Origin of the sequence: Amycolatopsis albispora (genome assembly GCF_003312875.1) — a bacterium.
In the GTDB taxonomy this organism is placed as follows: domain Bacteria; phylum Actinomycetota; class Actinomycetes; order Mycobacteriales; family Pseudonocardiaceae; genus Amycolatopsis; species Amycolatopsis albispora.
Genome location: NZ_CP015163.1, coordinates 7,469,031 through 7,480,838, shown reverse-complemented (window position 1 = coordinate 7,480,838; position 11,808 = coordinate 7,469,031). Strand labels below are relative to the sequence as shown.

The 11,808-nt window shown below is 71.1% G+C and carries 10 protein-coding genes; 3 read left to right on the top strand and 7 right to left on the bottom strand.

Annotated elements, in window-relative coordinates; translation table 11 throughout:
- Positions 1 to 12: 12 nt before the first annotated feature.
- Positions 13 to 1,779 (bottom strand): glycerol-3-phosphate dehydrogenase/oxidase, encoded by a 1,767-nt coding sequence (locus A4R43_RS35490; RefSeq protein WP_236808477.1) that lies wholly within the window; start codon positions 1,777 to 1,779, stop codon positions 13 to 15.
- 211 nt (positions 1,780 to 1,990) lie between these two features.
- Here A4R43_RS35490 and A4R43_RS35485 point away from each other — a divergent pair, with 211 nt between their 5' ends.
- Complete coding sequence (locus A4R43_RS35485) at positions 1,991 to 2,740, top strand: MIP/aquaporin family protein (RefSeq protein WP_113696075.1); 750 nt, start codon at positions 1,991 to 1,993, stop codon at positions 2,738 to 2,740.
- Positions 2,741 to 2,774: 34 nt separating this feature from the next.
- Positions 2,775 to 4,280, top strand: a complete 1,506-nt coding sequence (gene glpK, locus A4R43_RS35480; RefSeq protein ID WP_113696074.1) for a glycerol kinase GlpK — start codon at positions 2,775 to 2,777, stop codon at positions 4,278 to 4,280.
- A gap of 37 nt (positions 4,281 to 4,317) precedes the next feature.
- Here glpK and A4R43_RS35475 read toward each other — a convergent pair whose 3' ends face one another.
- Both A4R43_RS35475 and A4R43_RS35470 read right to left on the bottom strand, forming a co-directional pair.
- On the bottom strand, positions 4,318 to 5,079 hold the full coding sequence (locus A4R43_RS35475; RefSeq protein ID WP_113696073.1) for a VOC family protein: 762 nt from the start codon (positions 5,077 to 5,079) through the stop codon (positions 4,318 to 4,320).
- A gap of 142 nt (positions 5,080 to 5,221) precedes the next feature.
- Positions 5,222 to 6,625 carry an NAD(P)H-quinone dehydrogenase gene (locus A4R43_RS35470; protein WP_113696072.1) on the bottom strand — a complete coding sequence of 468 codons (1,404 nt, stop codon included), beginning with the start codon at positions 6,623 to 6,625 and terminating at the stop codon, positions 5,222 to 5,224.
- 134 nt (positions 6,626 to 6,759) lie between these two features.
- Here A4R43_RS35470 and A4R43_RS35465 point away from each other — a divergent pair, with 134 nt between their 5' ends.
- Complete coding sequence (locus A4R43_RS35465) at positions 6,760 to 7,212, top strand: gamma-glutamylcyclotransferase family protein (protein WP_113696071.1); 453 nt, start codon at positions 6,760 to 6,762, stop codon at positions 7,210 to 7,212.
- 236 nt (positions 7,213 to 7,448) lie between these two features.
- Here the strand turns inward: A4R43_RS35465 and A4R43_RS35460 are convergent, their stop codons facing one another.
- From A4R43_RS35460 to meaB, 4 genes are all read right to left on the bottom strand, one after another.
- Entirely contained in the window at positions 7,449 to 8,795 is a 1,347-nt protein-coding gene (locus tag A4R43_RS35460; RefSeq protein WP_162788706.1) for a hypothetical protein, read from the bottom strand.
- Between the two features lie 160 nt (positions 8,796 to 8,955).
- A complete protein-coding gene (locus tag A4R43_RS35455) occupies positions 8,956 to 10,254 on the bottom strand; it encodes a M20 family metallopeptidase (RefSeq protein ID WP_113696069.1) in 1,299 nt (432 codons plus the stop codon).
- Between the two features lie 221 nt (positions 10,255 to 10,475).
- Positions 10,476 to 10,760 (bottom strand): hypothetical protein, encoded by a 285-nt coding sequence (locus tag A4R43_RS35450; RefSeq protein WP_418190768.1) that lies wholly within the window; start codon positions 10,758 to 10,760, stop codon positions 10,476 to 10,478.
- Between the two features lie 55 nt (positions 10,761 to 10,815).
- On the bottom strand, positions 10,816 to 11,808 hold the full coding sequence (gene meaB, locus A4R43_RS35445) for a methylmalonyl Co-A mutase-associated GTPase MeaB (protein ID WP_113696068.1): 993 nt from the start codon (positions 11,806 to 11,808) through the stop codon (positions 10,816 to 10,818).

Genomic DNA, 11,808 nt, shown 5'->3' with positions numbered 1-11,808 from the left:
CTCGGGCGTGGGTCAGCTGACCGGTTCGGTGAGCTTCGCGCGTGCCTCGGGCGCGGCGTTGCGGCGTTCGTCGGCGGCCTCGTCGTTCGGCTGCGTCTGCGAGTCCCGCTCGGCTTCGACCCGCGCGATGTACACCTCGACCTCGCGGGCGGTCTCCGCATCGGACCAGCCGAGCACCTCGCCCATCAGCTTCGCCACCTGCCGCGCGCAGTCGACGCCGCGGTGCGGGTACTCGATCGAGATGCGGGTGCGCCGGGCGAGCACGTCCTCCAGGTGCAGCGCGCCCTCGTGGCTGACCGCGTACACCGCCTCCACACCGAGGTAGTCGGGCGCCGCTTCGAGCGGCTTGAGCAGTTCGGGACGGCCCTCGCCGAGCGCCAGCACCTCGTGCACCAGCGAGCCGTACCGGTCGAGCAGGTGCCGGACGCGGTACGGGTGCAGCCCGTGCTGCGCGGCCAGGTGGTCGGCCTGGTTGACCAGCGCGTGGTACCCGTCGGCGCCGAGCAGCGGCACCTTGTCGGTGATCGACGGCTGCGGGCGGCCGGGCAGGTCGACGGCCGCGGCCTCGACGGCGTCGGCCGCCATCACCCGGTAGGTGGTGTACTTGCCGCCGGCGATGGCGACCAGCCCCGGCGCCACGCGTGCCACGGCGTGCTCGCGCGAGAGCTTCGAGGTCTCCTCGCTCTCCCCGGCCAGCAGCGGCCGCAGCCCGGCGTAGACGCCCTCGATGTCGTCGTGCGTGAGCGGCGTGGCCAGCACGGTGTTGACGTGTTCGAGCAGGTAGTCGATGTCGTGCTTGGTGGCCGACGGGTGCGCGAGGTCCAGGTTCCAGTCGGTGTCGGTGGTGCCGACGATCCAGTGGTTGCGCCACGGGATGACAAAGAGCACCGACTTCTCGGTGCGCAGGATCATGCCCGATTCCGAGACGATCCGGTCGCGCGGCACCACGATGTGCACGCCCTTGCTGGCCCGCACGCGGAACCGGCCGCGGCTGCCGGACAGCCGCTGCAGTTCGTCCGTCCACACGCCGGTGCAGTTGATCACCGCGCTGGCCTGGATGTCGGTCTCGCGGCCGTCCTCGACGTCGCGCACGCGCACCCCGGAGATCCGGTCGGCCTCACGCAGGAAGCGCACCACCTGGGTGGAGGTCCGGACCACGGCGCCGTAGTGCGCGGCGGTGCGCGCCACCGTCATGGTGTGCCGCGCGTCGTCGGCCTGCGCGTCGAAGTAGCGGATGCCGCCGATCAGCGCGTCCCGCTTGAGCGCCGGCACCATGCGCAGCGCACCCGCCCTGGTCAGGTGCTTCTGCCCGGGCACCGACCGCGCGCCGCCCATGGTGTCGTACATGAACAACCCGGCCGCGGTGTACGGCCGCTCCCAGACGCGCTTGGTCAGCGGGTACAGGAAGCTCACCGGCTTCACCAGGTGCGGCGCGATCCGGGTGAGCATCAGCTCGCGCTCACGCAGCGCCTCGCGCACCAGGCCGAATTCCAGCTGTTCGAGGTACCTCAACCCGCCGTGGAACAGCTTGCTCGACCGGCTGGACGTGCCGGAGGCGAGGTCGCGCGCCTCGACCAGAGCCACGCGCAGCCCGCGCGTCGCCGCGTCGAGCGCCACCCCGGCGCCCACCACCCCGCCGCCGATCACGACCAGGTCGAAGGTCTCCGAGCCCAGCCGCCGCCATGAGTCCTCACGGGTCCGCGGCCCCAGTTCGGCCTGGCCTGCCCCGCGTGCAGAATCGGTCACCGCATCCTCCTCGACATGCTCGCCGTCCAGCATGTCACGTCTTCATGCGCCCGCATCCCGGCGAGCGTCCGAGTGTGACTCACGAGTCTTCGAGTAGTTCCCCCGATCTTGAAAAATTGAGACCGTTCGCGCCTGGAAGGTTGGACTACCACCTAGTAGCGTTCCCATGATCGTGGGTCGGCAACGGCGCCGTGGCACGCCGTGATCGACCCTGCGCGCGAAGTGTCCGTTGTGGAGGGACGAGATGGCAGCTGGGGAAATTTTCATCTGGGAGCTGATCGGCACCGCGGTGCTGATCCTGCTCGGCAACGGCGTGGTCGCCAACAACGTCCTACGCAAGAACAACGGGCACAACGCCGGATTCCTGTTCGTGAACTTCGGCTGGGCCTTCGCCGTGTTCGCCGGCGCCAGCCTCGCCGCGCCCAGTGGCGCGCACCTCAACCCCGCGGTCACCCTCGGCCTCGCGGTCGCCGGGAAGACCGAATGGGGTGACGTCCCGATCTACTTCCTCGCGCAGATGCTCGGCGCGATCATCGGCGCGGTGCTGTGCTGGGCCACCTACAAGCTGCAGTTCGACGACCACCCCGAGCCGGAGAACACGCTCGGCATCTTCTCCACCGCCCCGCAGATCCCGCACCGCGTGTGGAACCTGGTGACCGAGATCATCGGCACCTTCGTGCTGGTCGCCTGGATCCTGCTCAGCCCGGTGGTCAAGGCGGGCGACGGCGGCGTGCCGGACTTCGGCAACTCCGCGCTGGGCTACGCCGGCGTGGCGTTCGTGGTGCTGGTGATCGGCACCTCGCTCGGCGGCCCGACCGGCTACGCCATCAACCCCGCCCGCGACCTCGGCCCGCGCATCGCCTACGCGTTCATCCTGCCGATCCGCGGCAAGGCCAACGCGAACTGGGGATACTCCTGGGTCCCGGTGCTCGGCCCGCTGGTCGGCGGGGCGCTCGCGGCCCTACTGTTCCTCGTGCTGCCGACGGCCGCCTGACCCCGACCCTTCTGACAGGGAGAGTTGAAGCGAAATGACTTCCTACGTCGCCGCGATCGACCAGGGCACCACGTCCACCCGCGCGATGATCTTCGACCACTCCGGCCGCGTGGTCGCCGTGGACCAGCGTGAACACGAGCAGATCTTCCCGCAGGCCGGCTGGGTCGAGCACAACGCCGAGGAGATCTGGGAGAACACCCGCGCGGTGGCCGCCGGCGCGCTGGCCAAGGCGGACATCACCGCGGCCGACATCGCCGCGGTCGGCATCACCAACCAGCGCGAGACCACGCTGGTCTGGGACCGCAAGACCGGCAAGCCGGTGTACAACGCGATCGTCTGGCAGGACACCAGGACCGACAAGATCGTCGGTGAGCTGGGCGCACTCGGCGGCGGGCAGGAGCGCTACCGCGCCAAGACCGGCCTGCCGCTGGCCACGTACTTCTCCGGCCCCAAGATCAAGTGGATCCTGGACAATGTAGACGGTGCGCGCGAGCGCGCCGAGGCCGGTGACCTGCTGTTCGGCAACATGGACACCTGGGTGCTGTGGAACATGACCGGCGGCACCCAGGGCGGCGTGCACGCCACCGACCCGACGAACGCGTCGCGCACCCTGCTGATGGACCTCGACACCCTGCAGTGGGACGCCTCGATCGCCGAGGACATGGGCATTCCGCTGTCCATGCTGCCGGAGATCCGGTCGTCCTCGGAGGAGTTCGGCAAGGTCCGCGAGCGCGGCGCGCTGGCCGGGGTGCCGATCGCCGGCATTCTCGGCGACCAGCAGGCCGCCACCTTCGGCCAGGCCTGCCTGTCGCCGGGCGAGGCCAAGAACACCTACGGCACCGGCAACTTCGTGCTGCTGAACACCGGCACCGAGAAGGTGCTCTCGGAGAACGGCCTGCTCACCACGGTCTGCTACAAGATCGGCTCGAACGACACGGTGTACGCGCTGGAGGGCTCGATCGCGGTCACCGGCTCGCTGGTGCAGTGGCTGCGGGACAACCTCGGCATGATCGGCACCGCCGCCGAGATCGAGGAGCACGCGCGCAAGGTCGAGGACAACGGCGGCACCTACTTCGTGCCCGCGTTCTCCGGCTTGTTCGCGCCGTACTGGCGCTCCGACGCCCGCGGCGCGATCGTCGGCCTCACCCGGTTCGTGAACAAGGGTCACCTGGCCAGGGCGGTGCTGGAGGCGACGGCCTTCCAGACCCGCGAGGTCATCGACGCGATGAACGCCGACTCCGGGGTGGCGCTGACCTCGCTGAAGGTGGACGGCGGCATGGTGGTCAACGAGCTGCTCATGCAGTTCCAGGCCGACATCCTCGGCGTGCCGGTGATCCGGCCGGTGGTGAACGAGACCACCGCGCTCGGCGCCGCCTACGCGGCCGGGCTGGCGGTCGGGTTCTGGAAGAGCGAAGAAGACATCCGCACGAACTGGGCCAAGGACAAGGAGTGGACGCCGCAGCTGGACGCGGACACCCGCGAGGCCCAGTTCAAGAACTGGAAGAAGGCCGTCACCAAGACCTTCGACTGGGTCGACTGACGCTGGGTGGACTGACCCCGCCTCGCCTGGTCGGCCCTCACGGTCTTCGGGGGCCGACCAGGCAGAACGGCACACCCTGGTTGTCGGTGACCGCGGCGAGCCGCCCGTCCGGCGAGTCGGACGGCGGGTTCTGCACGGTGCCGCCGAGTTCAGCCACCAGCTCGGCGCTCTCGTCGGCGTCGGCCACCGCGAAGTAGGTCACCCAGTGCGCGGGCACCTCACCCGGCACGTCGGCGGGTAGTTCCGCCAGGCCGCCCACCGCCTCCCCGCCGAGTGTGAGCGCGGTGTAGCCGAAACCGGGCGCGGACAGGTCGGCCGCGCCGTAACCGAAGATCCCGGTGTAAAAGGCTTCGGCAGCGGTCCGGTTCGCGGTGAAGCACTCGTTCCACACCAGGGCGCCCGGTTCGTCGGTGACCTGGGCGCCGATCCGCGCTCCGGCCTGCCACAGCCCGAACACCGCACCGCTCGGGTCGGCCACCACGGCGAACCGGCAGTCGTCGCCGACGCCGGTGGCCGGCCGGAAGATCCGCCCGCCCGCACCCGCGATCGCCCGCACCGTGACGTCGAGATCGGGCACGGCGAGATAGGTGGTCCACACGGCCGCGGTTTCCGGCCCGGTCCGCTCACCGATCCCGGACACCTCGCGCCCGCCGATGGTGCAGCGCAGCCTGCCCGCCCGGTGCTCGAACTCCCAGCCGAACAACTGTCCGTAGAATTCCTTGGCCTTGCCGAGGTCGGAAATCATCAGATCGACCCAGCACGGCATGCCGCGCGGCCACGGTGAATAACGAATGGGCATCCCGAGCTCCCGCCGCCGACCTTGCTACGACGGGATTTTCTAGCACATCGAACCCCATTTCCCGCAGTGGAAAGCAGGCGCGTTCCACCCCGGTCCGAGATAAACGAACCGGAATATGCGGCGGCGAAAAAAGCTCGTTCGGTCAGTCCAGATCGTCGTGGCGCATCAGCTGGCGGCCCGCCTCGGTGATCGACCCGGACAGCGACGGGTACACCGAGAAGGTGAGCGCGAGGTGCTCCACGGTGAGCTGGTTCTGCACGGCCAGCGCGATGGGCAGGATCAGCTCGCTCGCCGTCGGCGCGACGACCACGCCCCCGACGACCACCCCGGTGGCCGGGCGGCAGAACAGCTTCACGAAGCCCCGGCGCAGGCCTTCCATTTTCGCGCGGGCATTGGTGGCCAGCGGCAGCATGATGGTGCGCGCGGGCACCTCGCCGGAGTCGATGGCCTGCTGGCTGATGCCGACCGTGGCGATCTCCGGATGGGTGAACACGTTGGCGGCGACCGTCTTCAGCTTGATCGGGGCCACGCCCTCGCCGAGCGCGTGCCACATCGCGATCCGGCCCTGCATGCTGGCCACCGAGGCGAGCATCAGCACGCCGGTGCAGTCCCCGGCGGCGTAGATGCCGGAGACGCTGGTGCGCGAAACCCGGTCCACGGTGATGAACCCGCCGGGACCGGGCTCGATGCCGACGGTCTCCAGGCCGATGTCGGTGGTGTTCGGCACCGAGCCGACGGTCATCAGCGCGTGGCTGGCCTCGATCACCCGGCCGTCGGCGAGGTGCACCTTGACGCCGTCTCCGGTGCGCTCGACGCGGTCGGCCCTGGCGTGCTTGACCACGGTGGTGCCGCGCTGGGAGAAGACCTCCTCCAGAACGGCCGCGGCGTCGGCGTCCTCGTGCGGCAGCACGCGGTCGCGGCTGGAGACCACGGTGACCTTGACGCCCATCTCGGTGTAGGCGGAGGCGAACTCGGCACCGGTGACGCCGGACCCGATCACCGCGAGGTGCTCGGGCAGTTCGGGCAGGTCGTAGAGCTGACGCCAGTCGAGGATGCGCTCGCCGTCGGGCACGGCGCCGGGGAGCACGCGCGGGGTGGCGCCGGTGGCGATGAGCACGACGTCGGCGTCGAGCACCTCGGTCTCGCCGTTCTCGGGGGTGACCGCGACCTTGTGCGTGGCGAGGCCGGGCTCCTCGTCGCAGAAGCGCGCGGTGCCGGTGATCACCCGGACGCCCTCGCGCTGCACCCTGGCGCGAATATCAGCCGATTGGGCGAGGGCCAGCCCGCGGACGCGGCCGTGCACGGTGTGCAGGTCGACGCTGGTGTCGGCCAGGTCGGTGGCGATGCCCAGTTCGTGCAGCCCGTGCAGGCTGGCGCGCGCCCCGGAGGAGGCGATGAAGGTCTTCGACGGCACGCAGTCGTACAGCACGCAGGCTCCGCCCAGGCCGTCCCGCTCGACCACGGTCACGTTCGCGCCGTGCTGCGCGGCCACCAGCGCGGCCTCGTAGCCCGCGGGTCCGCCGCCCATGATGACGATCCTGGTCACCTGTGCTCTCCTCCTTCTCGCGCCGTGGGTAGCCGGCTCGCGCTCACCGTACGCGGAGGACCGTTCGTCCGGTCGAGTGGCCGGACACGCGGAGTGCGTCCGCTTCGGCGGCCGAAGGTCGCTAGGCTGTCGCCGTGCCCTTGTATGCCGCGTACGGGTCCAACATGGATCCCGCTCAGATGATGCAGCGTGCGCCGCACTCGCCGATGGCGGGGACCGGCTGGCTCGAAGGCTGGCGGCTGACCTTCGGTGGCGAGGACATCGGCTGGGAAGGCGCGCTGGCCACGATCGTCGAATCCCCGGGTTCGCGCGTCTTCGTGGTGCTCTACGACGTGCTCCCCCAGGACGAGGCCCGGCTGGACCGCTGGGAGGGCGGCGAGCTGGGCATGCACAACAAGATCCGGCTGCGGGTGCAGACGCTCGAGGGTTCGGTGCTGGCTTGGCTGTACGTGCTGGACGCCTACGAAGGCGGCCTGCCCTCGGCGCGCTACCTCGGCGCCCTGGCCGACGCCGCCGAAGCCGCCTCGGCCCCCGCCGACTACGTCGAAGCCCTGCGCACCCGCCCTTGCACCGGCATCAGCCCCTGATCCTCGCTCTCGTTCAGGTACGCGCCTCGAACACGCCGCAGTGATCGGCCGCCCGAGCCGGCGCACGGCAAGTTGTTCCTTCGCGTCCCGTTCGATCGGGACGCCTCTCCAGGCATCCTCGCCTTCCGGCCTGCCGCCATGGCCAGCGTCGCGGTCGAGCAGGCTCGCGGCCCTGAGGTCGGCGGTCGTGGTGGGCGTCCCTCGGTTGGGTGGTGGAGTTCTACGTTCGTGCGGGTTCATGCGGCCACGCCACCTTGGGTGAGGGCGGCGCCCAGGTGGGTCAGGAAGCGCGTCGGGTCGCGGAAGTCGGCGGCGGTGAGGTGGAAGACCGTCCAGCCCCGGCGGTGCAGGTACTCGGCCCGAGCAGCGGCTTGCGCCTCGTCGGCGGCTTCGGCTTCGGCTTCGGCCGCAGCGGCGGTTGCGGCAGCAGGAGCGCCGGCGGCGGTGAGGGCTTCGACGGCGGCAGCGGCTTCAGCGGCGGTTGCAGCAGCAGGAGCGGTAGCAGCAGTAGCGGCGGAGGCAGCGGCGGCGGTGGTTGTGGTGGCGGCTTCGGCGGCCGCTGCGGTGGTGGCGGCAGCGTTCGTGGTGGCGTCGGCAACGGTGGTGCTGGTGGTGGCGTCGGTCTGGGTGATGACGGCGGCAACCTGGGTAGCGGCGGCGGAGGAAGCTGTGGCGGGCCTGGCGGTGGCGGCGGTCTGGACGGCGGCAGCCTGCGCGGCGGCCGCCCGGGTGACGGCGGCGGTGACGGCGGCTTCGGCGATGGTGGCGCGTGCGGCGGCGGCTTGGGGCGTGGCGGCGTGAGCGTGGGCGACGTGAGCGGTGGTGGTGGCGGCACTAGCGGGGGTGGCGGCGGAGCAGTCGATGGCTACGCGGGCTTCCGGCCAGGCCATGTCGAGTTGGTACAGAGGCCGCCCGGCGAAGCCCCTCACCACGAACTGCGGCTGCGGCGGTGGCCAGCCCGCATCGACGACCAGCAGGCGCGCCCAGCTTTCCGCTGGTGACTCGGCCAGTCCGGTGGCCAGGTCGACGAGGAACCGCGCGCGGGCCCGGCCCAACGTGTCCGGGCGCGCCATGATCCTCGCCAGCACGCTCGCCCTGAGCCCCGCGCGCCGGTCGGCTCGGCAGCGGGCCAGCGCCTCGTCCAGGCAGGCGAAGCCGACGCGGCCCCGGTCGCGGCACAGCACCTCGGCCAGTGCGAAATCGGGCGTCATCGTGCGCAAGCCGTCGTGCACGTCGACGTCGATTTCGGAGAACGGGGTGCTGTGGACAACCAGGCCCGGTCTTCGCCGGACCTCGCGCTCGTCCGGCACCAGGACCTCGACCTGAGCGGTCGACGCCGAGGCGAATCCGGCGAGTGCGAGGACCGACTCACCGGTGAGCGCGGCGCCCGGACCCGCGTGGAGCAGACCAGTGGCGGCACGGGTCGGGAACTCGGCCGCTCGACGGCGTTCTACCAGTACAGCGGCGGAATACTGCGCCAGCCAGCCCTGGGTGAGGGCCGCGCGGACCCGCTCGTCGCCGATCGCGGTGACGAGTTCGTGGCGCAGGTGGACGCCGTGGAGACCCTCAGGCAGAAGAAACATGAGACCCACGCTCGCACCTGGTGGCTGGGCATGCCAGGAGGCTGTGGGCAACCCTGTGGATAACTCGGCGCCTGTGGACAACTTCAGGAACCGAACAAGGACAAGGGCTCGCGCACGCGCGGGCGGGCACGTGCGCGAGCCCAAGCGGACCCCAGCGGGATCAGGCCAGTGCGGCCAAAGCGGTGTGGACCATCACGCGCGCCCCCGCCAGCAGAGCGCGTTCGTCCAGTTCGAAGGTCGGCTGGTGCAGGTCGCGCATGGGACCTTCACCAGGCCAGACGCCCAGCCGCGCGAACGCGCCCGGAACGTGCTCCAGGTACCAGCCGAAGTCCTCGCCGCCGGAGGACTGCTCGGTGTCCGCGTGCGAGTCCTCCCCGAGTGCGGCTTCGACACCGGCACGCAGCACGTCCGTGGACAACGGGTCCGACACCACCGGCGGCACGCCCCGCCGGTAGTCCAGCTGGAAACCGACCCCGGTGGGCGCCAGCAGCGACTCCACCGCGGCCGCGACCAGCGGCTCCAGCGCGCTCCACACCTCGTGGTCGGCGGTGCGCAGGGTGCCGCGCAGCACGCCCTCCTGCGGGACCGCGTTCGCCGCCTCACCCGCGTGCACCGCACCCCAGACCAGCACCGTGCCCGACCGCGGGTCGACCCGCCGCGACAGCACCGAGGGCAGCGACGTGATCACCGTGCCCAGCGCGTGCACCAGGTCCGCGGTCAGGTGCGGGCGCGAGGTGTGCCCGCCCGGCGAGGTCAGCCGCAGCTCGATCAGGTCGGCCGCCGAGGTCAGCGCGCCGACCCTGGTGCCGACCTTGCCCACCGGCAGCCGCGGGTCGCAGTGCAGCCCGAAGATCCGGCCGACGCCGGTGAGCGCGCCGGCGGCGATGGCGTCCAGCGCCCCGCCCGGCATGACCTCCTCGGCGGGCTGGAAGATCAGCCGGACGCGGCCGGGCAGCTCGGGCGCCGAGTTCAGCGCCAGCGCCGCGGCCAGCAGGATCGTGGTGTGCGCGTCGTGCCCGCAGGCGTGCGCCACCCCGTCCACGGTGGAGGCGTAGGGCAGCCCGGTCGACTCGGTCAGCGGCAGCGCGTCCAGGTCGGCGCGCAGGGCCACGCAGCGCGGCCCGTCGCCGATGTCGCACAGCACGCCGGTGCCGCCGGGCAGCACCTGCGGCTTCAGCCCGGCCGAGGTCAGCAGCTTCATCACCAGCTCGGTGGTGGCGAACTCGCGCCGCGACAGCTCGGGGTGCGCGTGGATGTGCCGCCGCCAGGCGATCACGTCGCCCGCGTTCTTCTCCAGCCATTCGTCGAGCCAGAACGGACCACGGCCACTTCCGACATCTCCCACGGGTGCCATGCTGACCCCATCCGAGGTGAGCAGCGCGGCGGGGCCACCGGATCGGGCACCTTCACCGCCGCTGTGATCCCCGGGGATGTCCCATCGGGAGTCGAGCACTGTCACGCCGCACCGCCGTTCGTAGCGCGGGCCAACTGGGCGCCGAGCACCCGGCCTGCCATTCGAAATGTGAGCAAAGTCGTACGCATTTGCCTTGATCCTGCACCATGCAGCTGGCAAGCCGCTCAAGCGGCGAGCCACCACGAGACGGCCGGTAGTGGATCTGCGCTGAACGGCGTAGTGAGTTCGGCCTGGCTGTAGACCCGGCCGCGATGATCAACCGGAGATCAACCGGACTTGCGGCGCTTGGCGCGCACCCGCCTGCCCCACAGCACGATGCCGAGCAGGACCACCGCGGCACCGCCCGCGATCAGCTGGTTCTTGGTCTTCTCGCTGTTCGCGCGCTCGCTCTCGGCCGGGTCGAGCACCGGCCCCGGCGGCGGGGTCGGGTCCTGCGCCACCACCACGGAAACCGTGGTGGCCGGCTCCCCGGCGGCGAGCGCGGGAGCGGGCAGCAGCACCAGCAGGCCCAGCAGAACGGCCGGCAGCAGTCCGCGCAGCTTCGTGATCAAGACGGCAACCCTTTCCGACGGTTGCTCCTCAGTGTGCCGTCCCGGCGACCGCGAGTCACTCGACGGGGCCGGAGAAGGCCTCGAGGATCTGCTCGGCGGCCAGTGTCGCGGTCAGTTCACCGTCCCGGACGGCCCGTTCGACCTCCGGCACCACCGAGCGCACGCGCGGGTGCGCGGACAGCCTGCCGAGCAACTGCTCGCGGACCATCGACCAGGTCCAGTCCACATTCTGCCGCCGCCGCTTCTCGGCCAGTTCCCCGGACGCGGCCAGCGTCTCGCGGTGCCTGCCGATCTGCTCCCACACCGTGCCGAGGCCGACGCCGTGCAGCGCGCTGCAGGTCAGCACCGGTGGCGTCCACTCGGCCTCCGGCCCGTAGATCATCCGCAGCGCACCGGAAAGCTCGCGGGCGGCACGTTTGGCCTCGCGCTCGTGGTCGCCGTCGGCCTTGTTCACCGCGATCACGTCGGCCAGCTCGAGCACGCCCTTCTTGATGCCCTGCAGCTGGTCGCCGGTGCGGGCCAGGGTCAGGAAGAGGAAGCAGTCGACCATGTTCGCCACGGTCACCTCGGACTGCCCGACGCCGACCGTCTCGACCAGCACGATGTCGTACCCGGCGGCCTCCATCAGCACGATCGTCTCGCGGGTGGCCCTGGCGACGCCGCCGAGCGTGCCCGAGGTCGGCGACGGCCGGATGAACGCGGACGGGTCGACCGCCAGCCGCGCCATCCGGGTCTTGTCGCCGAGAATGCTGCCGCCGGTCCTGGTGGACGACGGGTCGACCGCCAGCACCGCGACCTTGTGCCCGGCCTCGGTCAGCTCGGTGCCCAGCTGGTCGATGAATGTCGACTTGCCGACTCCGGGCACGCCGGTGATGCCGACCCGCTGCGCGCCACCGGCGTGCGGCAGCAGCTCCACCAGCAGGTCCTGCGCCTGCCCGCGGTGGTCGGCGCGCTGCGACTCGACCAGCGTGATGGCCTTCGACAGCAGGCCACGGTCGCCCGCCAGCACACCCTTGGCGTACGCGGTGACGTCGATCTTTCGCGGCAT